The 19,117-nt window shown below is 66.7% G+C and carries 19 protein-coding genes and 1 tRNA gene; 6 read left to right on the forward strand and 14 right to left on the reverse strand.

The features are described 5' to 3' along the window. Positions 1–4 precede the first annotated feature (4 nt). Positions 5–349 (forward strand): helix-turn-helix transcriptional regulator, encoded by a 345-nt coding sequence (locus ABZ345_RS28690; RefSeq protein ID WP_359855174.1) that lies wholly within the window; start codon positions 5–7, stop codon positions 347–349. Here the strand turns inward: ABZ345_RS28690 and ABZ345_RS28695 are convergent. From ABZ345_RS28695 to ABZ345_RS28730, 8 genes are all read right to left on the reverse strand, one after another. Next, positions 346–933 (reverse strand): ATP-dependent Clp protease proteolytic subunit, encoded by a 588-nt coding sequence (locus ABZ345_RS28695; protein ID WP_359855177.1) that lies wholly within the window; start codon positions 931–933, stop codon positions 346–348. The genes ABZ345_RS28690 and ABZ345_RS28695 overlap by 4 nt on opposite strands. Beyond that, the gene (locus tag ABZ345_RS28700; RefSeq protein WP_359855180.1) at positions 930–1,544 is read right to left on the reverse strand and encodes an ATP-dependent Clp protease proteolytic subunit; all 615 of its coding nucleotides are present in this window, start codon (positions 1,542–1,544) and stop codon (positions 930–932) included. Before ABZ345_RS28700 ends, ABZ345_RS28695 begins: the two co-directional genes overlap by 4 nt. A gap of 57 nt (positions 1,545–1,601) precedes the next feature. After that, entirely contained in the window at positions 1,602–2,426 is an 825-nt protein-coding gene (locus ABZ345_RS28705; RefSeq protein ID WP_359855183.1) for an SMP-30/gluconolactonase/LRE family protein, read from the reverse strand. Continuing rightward, positions 2,423–3,214, reverse strand: a complete 792-nt coding sequence (locus ABZ345_RS28710) for a hypothetical protein (protein WP_359855186.1) — start codon at positions 3,212–3,214, stop codon at positions 2,423–2,425. Before ABZ345_RS28710 ends, ABZ345_RS28705 begins: the two co-directional genes overlap by 4 nt. A 76-nt stretch (positions 3,215–3,290) precedes the next feature. Next, the gene (locus ABZ345_RS28715) at positions 3,291–4,193 is read right to left on the reverse strand and encodes a cellulose-binding domain-containing protein (RefSeq protein WP_359855188.1); all 903 of its coding nucleotides are present in this window, start codon (positions 4,191–4,193) and stop codon (positions 3,291–3,293) included. Continuing rightward, complete coding sequence (locus ABZ345_RS28720; protein WP_359855281.1) at positions 4,112–5,047, reverse strand: LamG-like jellyroll fold domain-containing protein; 936 nt, start codon at positions 5,045–5,047, stop codon at positions 4,112–4,114. The genes ABZ345_RS28715 and ABZ345_RS28720 overlap by 82 nt, the downstream gene beginning before the upstream one ends. Before the next feature lie 545 nt (positions 5,048–5,592). Continuing rightward, positions 5,593–5,666: transfer RNA gene (locus tag ABZ345_RS28725), tRNA-Leu, on the reverse strand. Between the two features lie 51 nt (positions 5,667–5,717). Next, on the reverse strand, positions 5,718–5,999 hold the full coding sequence (locus ABZ345_RS28730; RefSeq protein ID WP_359855191.1) for a metal-sensitive transcriptional regulator: 282 nt from the start codon (positions 5,997–5,999) through the stop codon (positions 5,718–5,720). 324 nt (positions 6,000–6,323) lie between these two features. Here ABZ345_RS28730 and ABZ345_RS28735 point away from each other — a divergent pair, with 324 nt between their 5' ends. Beyond that, on the forward strand, positions 6,324–6,665 hold the full coding sequence (locus tag ABZ345_RS28735; protein ID WP_030476951.1) for an Lsr2 family protein: 342 nt from the start codon (positions 6,324–6,326) through the stop codon (positions 6,663–6,665). Positions 6,666–6,775: 110 nt separating this feature from the next. Here the strand turns inward: ABZ345_RS28735 and pabB are convergent, their stop codons facing one another. From pabB to ABZ345_RS28755, 4 genes are all read right to left on the reverse strand, one after another. Continuing rightward, positions 6,776–8,761 (reverse strand): aminodeoxychorismate synthase component I, encoded by a 1,986-nt coding sequence (pabB, locus tag ABZ345_RS28740; RefSeq protein WP_359855194.1) that lies wholly within the window; start codon positions 8,759–8,761, stop codon positions 6,776–6,778. Between the two features lie 92 nt (positions 8,762–8,853). Further along, complete coding sequence (locus ABZ345_RS28745) at positions 8,854–9,687, reverse strand: hypothetical protein (protein ID WP_359855197.1); 834 nt, start codon at positions 9,685–9,687, stop codon at positions 8,854–8,856. Beyond that, complete coding sequence (locus ABZ345_RS28750) at positions 9,684–10,181, reverse strand: SigE family RNA polymerase sigma factor (protein ID WP_359855199.1); 498 nt, start codon at positions 10,179–10,181, stop codon at positions 9,684–9,686. The genes ABZ345_RS28745 and ABZ345_RS28750 overlap by 4 nt, the downstream gene beginning before the upstream one ends. A gap of 31 nt (positions 10,182–10,212) precedes the next feature. After that, positions 10,213–12,021, reverse strand: coding sequence for a glycoside hydrolase family 97 catalytic domain-containing protein (locus ABZ345_RS28755; RefSeq protein ID WP_359855201.1), 1,809 nt, complete (start codon positions 12,019–12,021; stop codon positions 10,213–10,215). Between the two features lie 49 nt (positions 12,022–12,070). Here ABZ345_RS28755 and ABZ345_RS28760 point away from each other — a divergent pair, with 49 nt between their 5' ends. The 4 genes from ABZ345_RS28760 to ABZ345_RS28775 all read left to right on the forward strand — a co-directional run bounded on the left by ABZ345_RS28760 (position 12,071) and on the right by ABZ345_RS28775 (position 15,790). After that, positions 12,071–13,240 (forward strand): metallophosphoesterase, encoded by a 1,170-nt coding sequence (locus ABZ345_RS28760; RefSeq protein WP_359855203.1) that lies wholly within the window; start codon positions 12,071–12,073, stop codon positions 13,238–13,240. A 108-nt stretch (positions 13,241–13,348) separates the two neighbouring features. Further along, the gene (locus ABZ345_RS28765) at positions 13,349–14,515 is read left to right on the forward strand and encodes a type III PLP-dependent enzyme (protein WP_359855206.1); all 1,167 of its coding nucleotides are present in this window, start codon (positions 13,349–13,351) and stop codon (positions 14,513–14,515) included. 34 nt (positions 14,516–14,549) lie between these two features. Continuing rightward, complete coding sequence (speD, locus tag ABZ345_RS28770) at positions 14,550–14,945, forward strand: adenosylmethionine decarboxylase (RefSeq protein ID WP_359855209.1); 396 nt, start codon at positions 14,550–14,552, stop codon at positions 14,943–14,945. Positions 14,946–14,974: 29 nt separating this feature from the next. Next, positions 14,975–15,790, forward strand: coding sequence for a spermidine synthase (locus ABZ345_RS28775; RefSeq protein WP_359855284.1), 816 nt, complete (start codon positions 14,975–14,977; stop codon positions 15,788–15,790). A 51-nt stretch (positions 15,791–15,841) separates the two neighbouring features. Here the strand turns inward: ABZ345_RS28775 and ABZ345_RS28780 are convergent, their stop codons facing one another. Together ABZ345_RS28780 and ABZ345_RS28785 are read right to left on the reverse strand one after the other, a co-directional pair. After that, positions 15,842–16,222, reverse strand: a complete 381-nt coding sequence (locus ABZ345_RS28780) for a hypothetical protein (RefSeq protein WP_359855212.1) — start codon at positions 16,220–16,222, stop codon at positions 15,842–15,844. A 141-nt stretch (positions 16,223–16,363) separates the two neighbouring features. After that, positions 16,364–19,072 carry a BTAD domain-containing putative transcriptional regulator gene (locus ABZ345_RS28785; RefSeq protein WP_359855215.1) on the reverse strand — a complete coding sequence of 903 codons (2,709 nt, stop codon included), beginning with the start codon at positions 19,070–19,072 and terminating at the stop codon, positions 16,364–16,366. Positions 19,073–19,117: the final 45 nt, after the last annotated feature.

Raw genomic sequence — 19,117 nt, forward strand, 5'->3', positions numbered from 1 at the left:
GGAAATGGCGGAGATCCTGGACTTCAAGCGCGCTCCCGAACCGTTGTGGCGTGAGGCGTTGGGCCGCAAGCTGCGCGAGACCAGGGAGGAGCGCGGCGACCGTTTGGTGGACGTGGCCGAACGGGCGGGCATCTCGGTGCAGTACCTGTCCGAGATCGAACGCGGCCGCAAGGAGCCGTCCAGCGAGATGATCGCCGCCGTCACCGGCGCGTTGGGTATTGACCTGGCCGACCTGTTGATCGGTGTCGCCGGCCAGGTCCGTTCCCAGTACGTGGTGCGCACTCAACAGTTCCAGACGTCGCGGCCGATGGGACGTCCCTCCGGTCCGGTGCTCATGGCGGTCGCCTAACGCTGCTCGAGCATCCGGTCCGCCAAGCCGTACTCGACGGCGCCCGCCGCGTCGAACACGCGGTCCCGGTCGGTGTCGTGGCGCAGTTCGGCCACGCTCCGGCCGGTGTGCCGCGACAGGATCTCCTCCAGCTGCGTGCGCACCCGCACCACCTCGTCCGCCGCGAGGATCAGGTCCGGGATCGCGCCACGCCCCTGCGCCGCGGGCTGGTGCAGCACGACCCTGCTGTGCGGCAACACGGCCCGGCGCCCTTCCGCACCCGCCGCGAGCAGCACGGCCCCGGCCGCAACCGCTTGCCCCACGCACGTCGTCGCCACCGGTGCCTTGATGTAGCGCATGGTGTCGTAGAGCGCGAGCATCGCCGACGGGTCGCCGCCCTCGCAGTTGATGTAGAGGTTGATCTCCATGTCAGGGTTGTCGGCCTCGAGGTGCAGCAGCTGCGCGATCAACGCGTTGGCGACCCCGGAGTCGATCCCTGTGCCGAGGTAGACGATCCGCGAGCTCAGCAGGTGCGAGTAGACGTCCATGACCCGCTCGCCGCGCGCGTCCCGCGTGATGACGTTGGGAATCGTGTAGGTGCTCATGCGACGGCTCCCGCGTGCAGTCCCAGCTGATGCGTGCGGACGGGGACGACCTGCCCGAGATCGCTGACGACGTGGTCGATGAACCCGTACTCGAGTGCCTGCGCGGTGGTGAACCACCTGTCGTGCAGCGAGTCGGTGAAGATCCGGTCGAACGGCTGCCCGGTGTCCTCCGCGATCAGCCCGAGCACGGTGTCCCTGGTGTGCCGCAGGTCGTCCGCCTGCACCTCGACCTCGACCGCCGAGCCGCCGATGCCCGCGCTCCCCTGGTGCATCAGGATCCGCGCGTGCGGCAATGCGAACCGCTTTCCCTTGGTACCGGCGGAAAGCAGGAACTGCCCCGCACTGCACGCCAGCCCGAGCGCCAGCGTCGCCACGTCGCACGGCACCAGCCGCATCACGTCCCGGATCGCCAGCATCGAAGGCACCGACCCGCCCGGCGAGTGGATCCACAGCGCGATGTCCTGTCGCGGGTCCTCGCTCGCCAGCGACAACATCTGCGTCGCCAGCACCGTTCCGTTGTCGTCGTCGAGCGCGCCGTCGAGAATCAGCACCCGCTGAGCGAAGAACCGTTCCCTCAACCCAGGACTGAAGAACCTCTCGTTGTTCGTCATGGGTTCGACGATGCCGGGCAGCTCCGGCTTCGCGCCGCTTTCTCTGCTGTGGGCAGATCAGCCCACAGCAGGCACGTACGCGTTCGCCGGGCGGCCGGGGATGTTCACGTCGGCGGCGAACAACGCGCCGTCGTGCAGGGTCGGGCGGCGCAGGCCGTGTTTGGCGGTGGTGATGAACAGCCGGCTCATGTCCGGGCCGCCGAGGCAGACGCTCGTGGGCTGACGCGCGGGGAGGCGGATCTCGTGGTCCGGACGGCCGTCCGGGCGGTAGCGGCGCACGACCGAAGCGCCCCAGAACGCGATCCACACGTTTCCCGCGACGTCCGCGGTCATGCCGTCCGGGGTGTGGTGCGGGGCGTGCAGGAAGACGCGGCGGCCGCTCAGCTCGCTGGCGCCGTCGACGTCGAAGCGGTGGACGATGCCGCGTGCGCTGTCGGCCAGGTACATCAGCTTGCCGTCGTGGGAGAACGCCGGGCCGTTCGGGATCGTCAGTCCTTTGAGGACCGGTGACGGTGAGCCGAGGCGGTGTAAGGCACCGGTTCCGGGTTCGGTGTCGTAGGCCATCGTGGTGACCCAGAAGCGGCCTGCGGGGTCGGCCACCGCGTCGTTCACGCGCATGCCCGCGCCCGCGAAGGACTCCAGGATCGGGCCGTCGAGGAGGTCGGCGCCGGTTCCCTTGGCCGCCATGAGCCCGTTCCCGGTGGGAGCGACGGCGCCGACCGGGACGTCGAGCTCGGCGATCTCCTTGAAGGATGCGGGAACGTCGCCGGGTGTCTCCAGGACGCGTCCGGCGAGCAGGTCGACCACGACGAGCCTGCCGCCGATCCAGCGGGCACCTTCGCCGAGATCGAGCTGCTCGAAGTTCCACTGCGTCAACGTCATCGGACGGTGCTCCCCGGTTGCAGGTCCAGAAGGTCCTCGAAGGCGGTGAAGGTCAGGCGCCACCGCACGATTCCCGACTCGGGCACGACCACCACGGGACGAGTGACGTCGTCTCGGTCGAAGGTGCGGCCGAGCATGGGTTCCACGCCGACGCTGCGGTAAGGCTCGTCTTCCGGCCAGCCGCGCAGGTTGCGCCACAACGCGACCGACACGGGCTGGTCGACGCACTCGATGTGCATGTCGAGCCGGTGATCTCCATCCACCACACGGATCTGGCCGCTCTCGAGCACCGCACCCACCGCCGTGCCGTCATCCGGGCCGAGAGTGGACAGTCCTGCGGGCCATTCGCGAAGAACCGGCTCCGGGTCGGTGATCAGCACCGGAGTTCCCTTCGGTGCCACGAGATGAGCGTCCGGGCTGACGTCGAGCAACGCGTGTGCGGCCCAGACGAACCGGTAGCCGGGCTCGGCGGTCAGCTCGTAGTCCGCGATGACCGCGCCGTCCTTCGACTCGATTCGGCGGCGCAGCAGGAACTCGGGGCAGACCACCCCGGTCTCGTCCCACGGCCTGCTCCACGCGTCACCGTGGTCGGGGACGCCGCGAACGGTCGGGACGCACTCCTCCAGGCCACCCACGTCGACGAACGGGACACCCGGAGCCGCGCGTGAGCGGGCTTCGTCGTGGCGGTGCCACAGCCACTCGCGGCGGGCTGTGCGGAGCGACGTCCAGCGGCCGCCGAGGGTGTTGTCGACCTCGACGTGCAGCGGCACAGCCCTTGTGACCTGCACGGTTAGTCCCAACATGATCGAGTGCGAGGTTAATTAATAATTTATCTTGCCACGTTCGACCTCAGGGACCAATACCTCAGCCGTTCGCGCACGTCGTTCCGTTGAGCGTGAACGACGACGGAGCGGCGTTCCTGTCGCGCATCGACCCGATGAACCCGATCGACACCTCACCGCCGGGCGCGATCGTCACCGTGTAGGACGCGTTGGTCGCACTGACGGCAGCACCCCGCTGAGACGACGACGCGTTCCACATGTTCTGGACGGACTGACCGTCGCCGAACGACCACCGCAGCGTCCAGCCGTTGATCGCGTCACGGCCCGTGTTCCTGATCGTCACACCGGCCTTGAACCCGCCCGGCCACTGCCCTTCGATCCCGTACGCGACCCTGCACGGCGGCGTGGGAGACGGCTTCGGCGGAGCCGTCACGACCGGAGGCGGCGCCTGCGCCGGAGGAGGCGTCGTCGTCGCAACCGGATTCGGCGGCTGGATGCGCTTCGGCGGCGTGGTGGTGGTCGGCACAGCGGTTGTCGACGTGACATCCATACCGTTGCAGGGCAATCCCCACAGGCCGCGGTTCTCCCGCGCCGCAGCGACCTCGGCGTCAGCGATCTCACCGGCCGCACCCTGCGCCCGCAACACACCTTCCCGCACGGCGAGAAGCGCGTAGTCGGTGCCGTCTTCGAACGCCAGGTTGACCTCGCCGGGCTCGACCGCCGTGACCCGAACCGGCCGCACCAGCAAGGTCTTCGTCGCGAACGCGATCGCGGCAGCGGCCCAGCACACCGCGGGCGGCGCCAGCAGCGAGATCTGAACGCGCCGGCCGTCGTCCAGCTCGACCGTCCGACCGTCGACCACCTCACGCACGAACCTCGATACGTTCTCCTGCGCGTCCGTGATCAACGTGGGCTGCCGCGACGGCACACGGGGAACCGAGGACGGCGCCGGAGTCTCCGCACACGCACAGGTGAGGAGAACCATGAGAAAAGACAAGAACTTCCGGACCACCAGGGACTCCCGACGCGGTCGTTGAATCTTTGACGACCGTATCGGTCCCGGAGCGTCTCGCACTCCGCCGTTCGGAGTTGATCAACTGCGCGAAAGGGAGGCCTAGGTGGTTCAGACCAAAGTTCGTTGTGTGCGAACCGATGTTGGCTGTCCTCACCGGACGAAAAAAGCGGGTGGCGCACAAGCCGCCACCCGCTCCGCTTTGGACTCTCTCGGGCCAGCACGCCCCGCAACGTCTTCAGCTCGTCGATGCTGCCGTTGAAGGACTCACCCGTGCTGCCGCGACCGACCGACAACACACCGGTGGAGTTCCAGCCGACCACGCAGCCGACAGTGCTCTTGTGCGTGTCGGCGGTGTCCTGATAGCCGACGGTCAGGCTGAGCGTGCGCGCGCTCGCGTTGTAAGCGGCCACAAGATGAGTCCACTTGTTCACGACCGCGTTGCCCTTCGCCCGCCACCACTTCGACGGCTTCACCGCGGCATTCGGCATCTCGGCGCTCCACCGCGTGCCGTCGCACCCGAGCGAGAACGGGTCCACTCCGGACGACCCGCGCTGGGCCACGACCGTGCGAGCGGTGCCGGTGTCGTTGATCCTGGCCCACACGTCCACCGTGAAGGACTGGTCGGTGTACAGCACGGGTTCACTCGTGGTCGCGGCACTGGTACCGCCGACGAACTCCAGCCCCACGGCCCCGACGCCAGCGCCCCACTTGGCACCACCGACACTTCGCCGCAGCGCCCCCGTTGGACGCCACCCCGTCGAACCGACCGCCCCCTGCCCGGCAACAGTCCGCCCGGCACGAGCCGTGTCCACCCCGGTCAGCACCAGGTCGTGCCCGTTGCCGGTGGAGTCGAACGCGGGATCGTCGCGCCACCTCGACCGGCAGCACGAGCAAACCGCGCGCGCCAAATACGCGTACCAAGATGAAGCCCACAAGAGATCCGCGCGCGCCCGACAACACGCGAAACGTCAACCGGCCAAGGCGTCACACGCAAGCCTCCCGAGGAGCAAGTGCTTGCACAATTGTCCGAAGTGGATGTTCGACGAACTCCGGGCGCCGGACGTTCGGCAGCCAACGCGGTGAGCACGCCTACTACCTGCTGATCGACGGCTCACCGCCGTCGTCGAAGCCGCGGAAAGGGTCGACGAAATGTCCCAAGACGCACAGAACCCGTGACCAGCACGGTCATGGGTTCTGAGCGGACGTTGTACGTGCCCCCGGTTCAACCCCTGCAACATCTGCGCACGCCACAACTGGAGGGTCTGGGGGCGGAGCCCGCCGGGCGGGGCCTGGGGGTCACACCCCCGGAAAACACTCGGGCGGCCTCCGGTTCGCGCTTTCCGCGAACAGAGGCCGCCCGGTCGAACGATGCCCCCGGTGCGACTCGAACGCACACTGGACGGATTTTGAGTCCGCTGCCTCTGCCGATTGGGCTACGGGGGCGTAGCTGTGTGAACTCTAGCGGATCACGCCAGCAACTTTCGCGCGGGGGCTCTAGGACTTTACGAGGCGTCCGATGGCGGCTGAGGCTTCTGCCAGCTTCGCTTCGGCCACCGGGCCGCCTTCAGCGACTGCCTGTGCCACACAATGCTTCAGGTGCTCGTCGAGCAACCCCAGCGACACGGCCTGCAGTGCCTTCGTGGCCGCGGAGATCTGCGTCAGCACGTCGATGCAGTATTCGTCGTTCTCGACCATGCGCTGGAGACCGCGGATCTGTCCCTCGATGCGGCGCAGTCGCTTGAGGTATGCGTCCTTGTCCGCGGTGTACCCGTGCATCGGCCCCTGACCTTCCCTACCCCTGGCGGGTATGTCGAGGATACCTGCACCGGATGGGGGTGCGTTATGCGCAACGCTGCTCCGTCAGCGGGAATGGTGAAGCGGCCAGCAAGCCCAGCAACGGGTCGAAGTGAGACGACTAGCTGCACATTTTGGACCCATAACACCCCTGTGGTTTCACGGGGTAAATGACCCGACCGGGCGGTTGGGTCACATTTTAGCGGCGAAAGGTTCGCCGTTTTTCCTCATCTGGACTATGGTGTTGTCGGAGCACGTGGTTACGTCGAGGATCCGCGTGCTATGTGAGTACCTAACGGAGGAACAGTGGCACAGCAGACCGTCGTCCAACTCATCGACGACCTCGACGGCGGAGAAGCCGACGAGACCGTGACCTTCGCACTTGACGGTGTCGAGTACGCCATCGACCTGTCGAAGGGAAATGCGGAGCGGCTTCGCGAGTCGCTGGCGGACTTCGTCGGCAAGGCTCGTCGTGCGGGTGGCCGCAAGCAGCGCAAGGGCACCGGCAAGTCCACGGTGAAGGCCACCGACAAGGCCGAGGCGCAGCGCATTCGTGACTGGGCTCGCGCGCAGGGGCACCAGATCTCGGACCGCGGTCGCATTCCGCAGAACCTGGTTGTGCAGTTCCAGGAAGCGCACGCCTCCTGACCTGCGCGAACACGCGAGGTTTCCACACGTCGGCCGGGTCGCCGGCCGACGTGTTAACCATCAGCCACGAACACAGTTCGGTCTGTTCACACTATCCCCGGAACGTGGGATCAACGACCGGGAAAGTGCGCCCCGAACAGGCGTGACACTGCAGTGGCCTTGACCGCTGTCTCCTCGAATTCCTCGTCGGGGTCGGACAGCGAGATGACAGCTCCGCCCACGCCGAAACTGACCTGGTCGCCGTTCGTCACGAGCGTTCGGATGACGATGCTGAAGTCGGCGGCGCCGTTGAGCGAGAAGTAACCGAGGGCTCCCGAGTACACCCCACGTGGACCGGCTTCCAACCCATCAAGGATCTGCATGGTCCGGATCTTCGGGGCACCGGTCATCGAACCACCTGGAAACGCGGCTCGAACACATCGGACGGCAGAACTGTCCGGTCGAAGACGTGCCCGCACGGTGCTCACCAATTGGTGTACGGTCGCGTAGGTCTCGACGTCGAACAACCGCGTCACCTCGACCGAACCCACTTCCGCGCACGTGCCGAGATCGTTGCGGACGAGGTCCACGATCATCAGGTTCTCGGCCCGGTCCTTGACCGAACGGGCCAACGTTGTGCGCAACATCTCGTCGTCCGGCGCATCAACGCCTCGCGGGCGTGTGCCCTTGATCGGCGATGACTCGACGACACCATGTCGGTCGACACGGATAAATCGTTCGGGTGACGTGCTGAGCACGGACAGTTCACCGAAACGCAGCAACGCACCGAACGGAACGGGATTTGCGGCGCGAAGCAGCCGATAAGTGCCCCACGGGTCGAGCGAGCCGTGCCACGACATCATGTTCGTCAGGCATGCCTCGTACGTCTCCCCCGCGGTGATCGCTTCCTGGCACGCGCTGATCAGCTTGAGGTAGTGCGCGCGCGGATGCCGCAACGTCACGGCGGACACGACCGGCCGCGAAGGCTCACCCAGCGGCCGCAGGTCCGTCAGAACGGCCGAAACCTCTCCGAACCACGTGTCATCGGTCAGAGACATCAAATAGACGCACTCATCAACGTGATCGATGACCACCGCACGGTCTGCGAACACGAACGACGCGTCAGGCTGTTCCGCGCGGTGGGCGTAGTCGCCGCCGCACTCCGCCTTCAGCTCGTAGCCCAGGTATCCGACCCACCCGAGTGCGAAGTCGAACGGCACATCGGGCTGTTCGACTCCCCACGCCGCGATGTCGTCGTCCATCCATGAGAAGAAGGAAGGACACGGCAGACGCGTGCCATCGAGAGTGAGCACCTGGTCCGGCACTGAATACTGCGCAACGCGTGCGAGGGGCCCTGAAGCGTCCCCCATGAACGAGAACCGCCCGCCGGACCCGCTGTCCAGCCAAAACGACGTCTCAGACGCCCCATGAAGCGCCGCAAACGCTTCCTCGGCATCAACTGCCAGGTCAAGGCGCCGGACGTGCACAGGGCGCTTCTGAGGCTCTGGACGAACCTGCGGAGGTTCCGGCACGGCCGCGGATCGAGTCGGCGTCAGCGCGCTGAAGTTCGCGAGCATCTCGCGCCCGAAGTCAGTGCAGATCGACTCCGGGTGGAACTGCACACCCCACGCGGGCCTGTCGAGAGCGCGCACACCCATCAGCACGGAGTCGTCGCTCCACGCGATGGCCTCCAAAGAAGAAGGCAGATCCGTGACGGCCAACGAGTGGTACCGCACGACGTCCAACGGCGATGGCAACCCGGCGAACACGTCGACGCCCGTGTGGGTGACCGGCGAAACGATCCCGTGGCGCGGCACGGGCGCAGGTCCGACCACAGCGCCGTAAGACAGGCACAGCCCCTGATGGCCCAGACACACACCCAGCAACGGAATCTCGGCGTGGTCGATCACGGCGCGGCAGATGCCGAAATCGGCGGGGTTGCCCGGCCGGCCGGGTCCGGGAGAGATCACCACGTTGTCGAACGACCGCAGTGAGGCAAGCCGAAAGCGCGGGTCGTCGTTGTGGACGACCACGGGCTCGACGCCGTTCACCTCAGCGAGGTGCTGAAAGAGGTTGAACGTGAACGAGTCGTAGTTGTCGATGAGGAGGGTGCGCATTGCAGGACGGCACTCTACCTGCCAAAACACCCGAAAAGAGCAGTGAGAGAGAGCGGCCACAAACGTGACCGCCCTCCGAACAACGCGCCAACTCAGCTTCCGACGCGGAACCGGGGATCCGTCGCCAGCTCGGCGAGCTGCTGTTCGGTGAAGACCGGCGCGTCGAGCTCCGGATATCCACCGCCGAGGTACTTGTCGTCCTGCGCGATCGTCACGACCTGCCCGTCGTTGGCCCGGTAAGCGGCCCACTTGTCGAACTGGTCACGGTCGCTCGTGTTGTTCTGCACGACGCCGACCTTGAGGCCCTTGACGTCGAGCACCTGGCATTGCCCGCCCATGCCCCAGAACGACTTGGCGAGGGCACAGGGCTCCGTGGGCAGCTGGGAGTTGGGCGTGGACGACTGGACGAGCAGCCAGCCGACCTTGCCGTCCTTGCGCACAGGCGTTTCCGCCATGTACTCCCAGACCTCGGGCACCTCGCCTTTGTTCGACCGCACCTGTCCCTGGGTCCGCTGCATGTCACCCCCGGAGTACGTGGGGTCCTGGTACTTGAGCTGCGGGGCGTCGTACCCGGCCGGCACCACGCCCTTGAGCTCCTCCAGCAGCTTGGTCGCCCGGTCCGCCTGCGGCCCGTTCTTGGCGGTGCGATCGGTCTGCCCGTCCGGCCACTCACCCGGCCAGGAGCTGCTGCTGCTCGGCCCGGCACCCGTCATGTACTCGGTGGCGGCCTTCGGGTTCAGCGCGAACGCCGAGCCCAGACCCACCCCGACCACGAGCACCGCGACGAGTGCGCCGACGATCGACGACCGCCGCTTCGACCTGGCCTTGCGGGCCGCGTCGAGCGCCCGTCCGGGGTCCATCGACGGCGGCGGGCTGCTCGCCACCACCACGGTCTCGAAAGCCCTTTTGAGGTCCTGTTCGTTCATCGAACCCTCTCCTGCTGTGAGAGCAGGCCGCGCAGCGTCTGCAGCCCCCGCGCGGCCTGACTCTTTACCGTTCCTTCCGAACACTTGAGGACGACTGCCGTCTGTTCGATCGACATGTCCTCCCAGTACCGCAGGACGAGGCACGCACGTTGTTTCGGAGGCACCTTCGCCAGAGCCTCCAGCAACACCATCCGGTCCTCGGAGTAGAGCCCTGATGGAGCCGCCGAGTCCTCGAGCTCCTCGCTCGTGGACTCGAACCGGAACCACCCGCGCCGTCGCTCGGACAGGAACGTCCGCACCAGGATCTGCCTGGTGTAGGCGTCCAACGCCTCGTGCCGCTCGATCCGCTTCCACGCCAGGTACAGCTTCGTGAACGCGGCCTGCACGAGATCCTCCGCGCGATGCCAGTCGCCGCACAGCAGGTACGCCGTGCCGCGCATGGCGTCGGAACGGGCCGCGAAGTACTCCTGGAACGCGGCGTCCCGATCACTCATCAGGTCTCCCCCTTCTGCGGTGCCGGGTTAGTCACGCCACGGGTGGCCTCGCGGGTTGCACGAACTTCACGGTGAATCCGCCGTCTTTCACGACCGGTAGCGAGAGCGTCCCACCGGCCGTGACCGTCCGTGTGCTGAATGCGAGCTTGCGGTCGGCACCGTCGGCGTAGATCTCAGCGGTCCACTGACCACCCCCGAGAAACGAAAGCGGCACGTCAAGCGTCCGCGCGTCGCCCGCCACGTTCGCGCCGACGTACCACTCGGGGCCGTTCCTGCGCGCGATGACCGCGAGCGTGCCCGGATCGCCGGCCAGCAGCTTCGTCTCGTCCCACACCGACGGCACGGTCTTGAGCAGCCGTTCCGCGATCGGGTACTTCGGGTAGTTCGAGACCTTGTCCGCGAAGTGCTGCAGACCCGACTCGTAGATCACCGACAGTGCGAGCTCGGCCGCGTCGCTGTTGACCCGCACGCCGCTGAACGTGACCGGCGTGAAGTCCATCGAACCGGCGAGGTTCCTGGTGAACGGCAGGGTCAGGTAGTGCGACATCGGGTAGGGCTGCCTGCCAGGCTTCGGCTTGGTTCCCTCCGCGCCGCGCACGGCCTCGTAGCTCATCACGTGCGGCCAGGTGCGTTCGGTGCCGCGCGGAACGGTCGAACCGTGGAAGTTGACCATGAGCTTGTTCTTCGCCGTGGCCGCCAGAATCGCGTCGTACCAGCGCATCCTGGCCTGCGAGTCGGAGTTCATGAAGTCGATCTTCAGACCGGCCGCGCCCCACTGCCTCCACTGCGGCAGCTTGGAGTCGCGTTCCGACGCGGTGTCGAGGTCGCTGTAATGCACCCACAGCAGCACGCCGACCTTGCGTTGCGCGCCGTACCGGATGAGGTCCTGCACCTGGCCCGAGCCCCAGCTCTTCCAGCCGGAGTCGACCAGGATGTACTCCCAACCCTGTTTCGCCGCGTAGTCGACGTACTTCTTCTGCAGCGCCAGGTCGCCCGTGCCTTCGCCCCACCACGACCACGCGGAGATGCCCGGCTTGACCCACGAGACGTCACCCGCCTTGTTGGGGCCCGCCAGGTCCGTGGTGAGGTCCGATTCGACGACGGTCGCGAGGTCGCCGACGATCAGCGTGCGCCACGGGGTGGTGCCGTTGCTCTGAGTCTGCGCGTCCGCCAGGGTGAGCTGGAACCTGTTGTCGCGCAGGGTGATCCGGCTCGCGCCGTAGTCACCGGTCAGGTCGGACTCGGTGAGCAGCAACCACGTTCCGTCCACTTGGAACAACGACGGGTAGCCGTACGCGACCTGTGGTGCTTGTGCGACGGTCGTGTGCGTGTGGATGTTCTCGTAGTCCTGCCTGCCGTTGTCCCACGGCAGCAGCACGGCTTTCGCGTTGGGCGGCACCGCGAAGTCGGTGGCCTCACCGGTGACCGTCGCGGACTTCCCGAGCACGTACCGGTATCCCAGTCCGTCGGCCGAGACGCGGAAGACGACGTCGAGCCGTTCGGTGCCTTTTGTGAAACGGAGAGTGGTTTCGTTCGCGTCCGCCTGGTGCTGGCGGCGCCGTCCGGACATGGTCGTGTACTGCTCCCGCACGGTCCTGTCGCTGCGGCTGACGAACTGCAGGCCGGTGCTCAGGTCGGCCGCGGTCGTGCGAATGCCCAGCGCGGACGGGTTCAGCACGGTTTTCTCAGCCTTCGCCACCGAAATCGACAGCGAGCCGTTATCTGCCAAGGTCACGTTGACCGCGACGTCGGTGTGCGCGAGTTTCCACGACTGTGCGGCGTGCGCGGGAGGTGTCAGAACGGACACCAGCAGTAACACCGCGAGTACTACGGACCTCATAGGTCCCTCCAACGATCACGCCCGCGGCAGCGAAAAGCATACTGATGTCGTGATTTTCCTGTTGCTCCTCGGGGTCCCGGTCGCGCTGGGCCATCTGTACCTGTGGCGCCGGCTGGTCGTGGACACGACGCTCCCCCGCACGCTCGGGCGTCGTATCGGCACGGTGGCCGTCGTCGGGGCGTTCGTGCTGCTGATGAGCACATTGGTTGTGACGCGACGGGTGCCACCGGAGTTCGGGAAGTTCTTCGCCTGGCCGGGGTTCGTGTGGCTCGCCGTGCTGTTCTACTTGGCCATCGTGCTCGGCATCGCCGAGATCCCCCGCCGGGTCCTGCTCAGGCGAGCAACCCTCGTGCCCGCGGCGGTCGGGCCCGAACCGGTCGAGGTCGTGCCGGATCCCGCGCGCCGGCTGTTCATCTCGCGGTCGGTCGCGATCGGCTCGGGCATCGCGGCGGGCAGTGTGGTCGGCTACGGCATGACACAGGCGCTCGGCGCACCGCAGCTGCTGCGGGTCCCCGTGACGCTGGACAAGCTCCAGAAGTCCCTGTCGGGCTTCCGGATCGCGGTCGTGAGCGACATCCACCTCGGGCCGCTGCTCGGCCGTTCGCACACCGAGCGGATCGTGCGGATGATCAACGAGCAGGAGGCCGACCTCGTCGCGATCGTCGGTGACCTGGTGGACGGCACGGTCGCCGAACTGGGCGAGGCCGCGGCGCCGTTGCGAGACCTGGTGTCGCGGCACGGCAGCTATTTCGTGACGGGCAACCACGAGTACTTCTCCGGCCACGAACAGTGGATCTCCGAGATCGACAGGCTCGGCGTGAACCCGTTGCGCAACGAGGGTTTGACCATTGCGGGCGGGCTCGAGCTCGTGGGCGTGAACGACGTGACCGGCAAGTCGTACGGTGACGCACCGGACCTCGACCGCGCTCTCGCGGGCCGTGACACGAACAATCCTGTCGTCCTGCTGGCGCACCAGCCGGTGCAGGTCGCCGACGCCTCTTCACGAGGCGTAGACCTCCAGTTGTCCGGTCATACACACGGTGGACAGATGGTGCCGTTCAACTTCGTCGTGCCGTTGCAGCAACCCAGTGTCGCGGGGCTGTCGAAGGTGGACGACACGTGGCTCTACGTCAGTCGTGGCGCGGGTTTCTGGGGTCCTCCGGTACGCGTGGGCGCCCCTCCCGACATCACGATGATCGAGCTTCGTTCTGCTGGCTAAATCACACTCGCGCGGACTGGATTGCGCGATTGCGGTGTGGAGGCCGTAGAGTGGACGGCCGTGCCCGCGTACGGACCGCGAGGCGGATGAAGGGGGACCCCTGGGGAAATGACCGAGAGCTTCGCCGTTGATCGGCGCAACGAGGCAGAGGCTCGTATTCGGCGTTTCCTGGACCAGGAGAACCCGTCGACACCGTGTCTGGTGATCGACCTCGAGACGATCCGCACGCGCTACCAGGCAATTCACGCAGCGCTGCCGTCAGTGGACATCTTCTACGCCGTCAAGTCGAACCCCGAGCCGGACGTGGTCGGCACGCTGGTCGCCGAGGGTTCGCAGTTCGACGTGGCCTCCCCCGCGGAGATCGATCTGTGCCTGGCGCGCGGCGCCGCACCGTCGTCGATCTCCTACAGCAACCCCATCAAGAAGGCCGCGGACATCGCGTACGCCTACTCGCGCGGGGTGCGACTGTTCGTGTCGGACAGCGAGCAGGACGTGCGGTTCGTGGCCGAGCACGCGCCCGGTTCGTCCGTCCTGCTGCGGATTCTTGTACACAGCAAGGGTTCCACGTACCCGTTCGGCAACAAGTTCGGTTGCGATCCCGAGATGGCGACGGATCTCTTGCGGCTCGCGCATGAGTTGGGACTCGTTCCTCTTGGCGTCGCGTTCCACGCCGGTTCGCAGCAGCTCTCGGTCTCCGGCTGGGACTCCGGCATCGCCGACGCCGCTTTGATTTCGTCAAAGTTGCGTGCGGAAGGCGTTGAGATCACCACCGTGAACTTGGGCGGTGGCCTTCCCGCGGTGTATCAAGCGGATACGCCCACCCTGGAGGCTTTCGCCTCCGCCATCGAAGCTTCACTCGCGCGGCACTTCGGTTCCGACCGGCCGCGCGTGATGATCGAACCCGGCCGCGCGATCTCCGCGGAGGCGGGGATGATCCGCTCGTCCGTGGTGCTGGTGTCGCGGAAGTCCTATTCGGACGAACGCCGCTGGGTGTACGTCGACATCGGCCGCTACCAGGGACTCGCCGAGACCGAGGGCGAGGCGATCGCCTACGCGCTGCGAACCTCGCGTGACGGCGGCCCCACCGGCCCGATCGTGCTGGCCGGTCCGACGTGCGACGCGGACGACGTGATCTACCAGCACACGCGCTACGACCTGCCGCTGGACCTCGAGGCGGGTGACCACGTGGACATCCTCTGCGCGGGCGCCTACACCTCGTCCTATTCGTCCGTGTGCTTCAACGGCTTCCCGCCGTTGGCCACGTACTGCGTCTGAACCTGTCTGCAATTCACATAGTTTGGAGTGATTGATGTCCGAAGCGCCCTGTCAGACCGAGGAGACCGTCGGTTTGTTCGCGGGACAGCACGTACTTGCAGAGCTCTCGGGTGTGAGCGCGGATCTGCTCGACGACGAGCGGTTCCTCCGGCACGCCCTTGGTGAGGTTCTCACGCAGGCCGACGCAACGGTGCTGGAGGTGATCTCCAAGAAGTTCGATCCCCAAGGAGTCACCGTGCTGGCTCTGCTGTCGGAGTCCCATGCGTCGATCCACACTTATCCCGAAGTGGGTTCGGTGTTCGTCGACGTGTTCACCTGCGGTACTCGTGCCAAACCCGCGCTGGCCGTCCAGCTACTCGCTGACGCCCTGGGCGCCGCTCACGTGAGCACGGACGTCGTCACTCGTGGCATCAAGGAGCACGCCGCGTGAACACCATCAACGAGCCACTCGCCGACGGCATGACCCGCCACTGGCAGGTGGACGAGGTGCTGGTCGACACCAAGACCGACTTCCAGCACCTGGTGATCGCCCGCACGGCCCAGGGCATCTCGCTCTTCTGCGACAACGACCGCCAGTCGACGGAGTTCAGCCAACTGACCTACCACGAGGCCCTGATGGTGCCGGCTCTGCTGCTGGCGGATCAGGTCGAGCGCGTGTTGGTCATCGGCTCCTCTGAAGGCGTCGTGTGCCAGATGGCCGTGCAGCACGGCGCGTCGGTCGTCGACCACATCGACATCGACGAGCAGGCCGTCAAGCTGTGCGCCGAGCACCTGCCGTACGGGTACTCGACCGACGAGCTGGCCGCGGCGGAGAAGGGCGATGGCCCGATCCGCGTGCAGTACATCGACGGCTTCGAGTACATCCGCACGACGTCGGAGAAGTACGACATCGTGCTGGTGGACCTCCCCGACGAGCGTGAGGAGGAGGCGCAGCACAACCGCTTGTACGGCGCCGACTTCCTGCGCATGTGCAAGGCGCTGCTGCGTCCGGGCGGCGTCGTCGTCAACCAGTCCGGTTGCCAGACGATGTGGCGCAACACCACCCTGATCCGCTCCTGGCAGCGGTTCAACGAGGTGTTCGAGACCGTCGCCTACTACGGCTCCGACGAGCACGAGTGGGCGTACCTGTTCGGCCGCGCGGACGTGGTCGAGGACCCGACCGCGCTGATGGTCGAGCGGTTGGCCACGGCTGGGTACGAGCCTGAGTCGATCGACGACCTGGCGCTGGTGGGCAACAGCATTCCGCCCTACCGGGTCCGGCAGTCGCTGGCCTGAGCACGGCTCTGAGAGGGGCGCCTCCCGTTCGTCGGGGAGGCGCCCCTCTTGCTATTTCCTGAGCGCTACGGCGGCAAAGCCGGTCGCGGCGAGCCAGACGACCGGGCCCGCGATGCCGCCGAACAGGTCGACGTGACCCGGAACCACCAGGAGCACGAAGAAAGCTACGTCGACGACACCGAGCACCACGGTGTTGAGCCAGAACCCCACCGGGCTGGCCACCCGGTTCAGCGTGAGGGCCACGTAGATCGCCTGGGCGCCCAGGACGGTCACGGCGATGAAGTACAGCAGACTTTCCGCCGCCACCTCGTCGGCCGGCGCGCCATCGGACAGATCGCCGATGACCATCGAGGTGCCCAGGCCCATGTGCAGCAGGCCCCAGAGCACGTACAGCGCGACGGACACCGTGCGCGCGTTGATGTTCCTCCCCATGGCGCAGAAGCGTGCCGTGAGTGAGACCGCAGTACACGGGGGCCAGCCCTACCAAGACCTCAGCTCACCGCATGCCTGAGAAAGTCCACCTGCAACACCCGCGAACTCTCAGCGGATCGCCGCACAGGAAAGTCGCTCCAGTCAGCCGAGCGCTGCGAGCTTCGCCCGGATGTCCTCCGCCCGCGGGTTCTGGTGGTACTCGAAGGCGGCAAGGGTTTTCGACCACCAGTGGCGGGCTTCCTCCTGGTCGCCGAGACCGTGATGGGCGTCCCCGAGCAAGAGGTGCGAGTGGGCGAGGTCCCCTGCGGATCCTATCTGTCCGAGCAGGTCCAGCGATCGGTGCGCGGTTTCTACGGCCTCGTCGTACCGCCGCAGTTTCACCAGCACGTTCGCCGTCGCCTGGGTTTGCAGCCCCGCCAGGTACGGGGTGGCGCCGCCGGAGTTCGCGGTCTCCCACTCGAGGCAGCGTTCGTACGCCAACTCGAACTTTCCCATCACCACCAGGGCTTCCACCATCTGATGGATCACCAGGCCGATCAACGGGCCGGTCGAGCCGGCGTCACCGCGCTGCAACTCCAGTGCGCCTTCGGCGGCTTGCAACGCCTCGTGTGCCTGTCCCATCATCATGAACGACCACGCGCGATTGGTCTGAGCACGCACACGACCCGGTACATCGCCGATCTCCGCGTAGGCATGATCGCTTTGCTCGAGAAGTTCCCTGCACTCCTGGAACCGTCCAACCCTGCCCAGCGCCATGCCCTCGAGGTACAGCAGCCTGGCGACGTACTGCCGCTCACCGAGCCTGCTCGCGGCGCCGCGAGCCCTTGCGAAGATCCACAACCAGTCCAGCCACGGACTGCTCGAGTCGATCACGTCGAAGATGAACCACACGAGCTGCCAGGTGTGACGATGCCAACCGAGCTCATCGCTCTGCGCGATCACCGCTCGCAGCACGGCGCTTTCGGCGTGGATCCACGCCTTGATCGCGTCGCGGTCCTCGAGAATTTCCGCAACCGTGCCGGACGCCGGCGTCGGCACGTCCTCGATCATGCGGAACCTCTGATGATGTGCCGCATCAACAACCATCAGAGTGTGGAGATAGTGGTCGAACGCCCGCTCGATCGCGGCCGTGCGAACCTCGGCCGTTCCCTCCTCCGAGGACCGGTCCGCCGCGTAGACCCGCAGCAGGTCATGACACGTGAACCTCCCGGCCACGTGCTCGGTCAGCAGGCTCGCCCGCACCAGCTCCCGCACGCACTCCCGTGCCTCAGCGGTGGAAACACCGGCAAGACTCGCGGCGGCGGGCACCGTGATGTCAGGTCCGGGATGGACACCGGCCAACCGGAACATCCGCGCCGCCGCCGGACTGAGCTGCTGGTACGACCACTGGAAAACAGCTCGCACGCTGGTGGCAGCATCGCCGGTGTCCAGCGTGTCGAGCCGAGTGCGCTCATCAGCCAGTTCCGCGACCAACGCCGGCAACGGCAGACCAGGCGCCTGCACGGCGCGTGCGGCCACGATCGCGAGCGCCAACGGCAGGCCACCGCACCACCTGATGAGCTTGTCGGCGTCATCCGCTCGTACCGCGCCGACCCTGCTCACCAGCAGTGCGTGGGCTTCGCCGGGCGTGAGCACGTCCAGAGCCAGATGCTGCGCACCCTCGCTCACGATCAGGCCGGTGAGGTGCGAGCGACTCGTGATCAGCACCAGTGACGGGCACGGTCCTGGCAGCAGCGGCCGGACGTGCTCGACATCGCGGGCGTTGTCCAGCAGCACCACAATGCGACGATCCGCGACGAGGCTGCGGTACATCGCGGACCGCGCTTCGAGATCGACGGGAATGCGTTCGGCAGCGACACCGAGTGCTTCGAGGAACCGGGTGAGCACGTCGCCCGCCGCCACAGGTTCGCGGTGGTGGTCGAATCCGCGCAGGTTGACGTAGAGCTGGCCGTCCGGGAAGCGGTCGGCCACACCGCGAGCCCAGTGCACGGCCAGGGTCGTCTTGCCGATGCCTGCCGTGCCGGTGATCACGGCGATGGTCAACGCGTCGGAACCGACCAGTTCGGTGAGACGGCGCAGCTCCGCAGCCCGCCCGACGAACCTCGGGGTCGCGCTCGGCAGCTGACGCGGCACCGGACCCGACACCCCCGCCGAGCCGGAAAGCACCTGCTGGTGCACAGCTTTGAGCTCATCACCGGGATCAACCCCGAGCTCGTCTGCCAGCAGCGCCCGGAGCTGCTCGTAGGCGAACAACGCCTGAGCCTGCTGCCCGGACTGGGCGAACGCCAGCATCAGCTGACCCCAGAACTTCTCCCGGAACGGGTGCTGCCTGGTGAGCGAGCGCAGTTCGGCGACCAGCTCGCCCGCCCGGCCTGTAGCGAGATCGGCACCGATTCGCCGTTCCAGCGCGTGCAACCACTCTTCAGTCACCGGCGGGACGTCATGCTGATGCAACGCATCGGACGCGACGTCTGAGAGCATCGGACCACGCCACAAACCAACCGCCGCGGCGAAGTCGCACGCACTCGCCAACTCCCTGAACCTCAGCAGATCCAGCTGGCTCGGCTCGACCTCGGCCAGATAGCCGCCGCGCACGTGACGCACGCAGTTCGCATCGCCAAGAGCCTGCCGCAATCTCATCACGACCATGTGGAGCGACTTGTGAGCACGGTCCGGCGACGGCGGCTCGCTGTCCCAGAGGCGGTCGATCAGCTCGTCGACTGAGACATTCCGGTTGGGTCGCAACAACAACGTGGCCAACAGCAATCGGCACCGCCCGGCGGGAACCGGCACTGCGATGTCGTCGACCAGAACCTCCAGCGGACCGAGGACCCGGTACTCGATGATCACGTTCTCCTCCGGGTGGAGCGAGTCGCACCGGCGGGACCGAGCCTG

Origin of the sequence: Lentzea sp. NPDC005914 (genome assembly GCF_040629405.1) — a bacterium.
Lineage (GTDB): Bacteria > Actinomycetota > Actinomycetes > Mycobacteriales > Pseudonocardiaceae > Lentzea.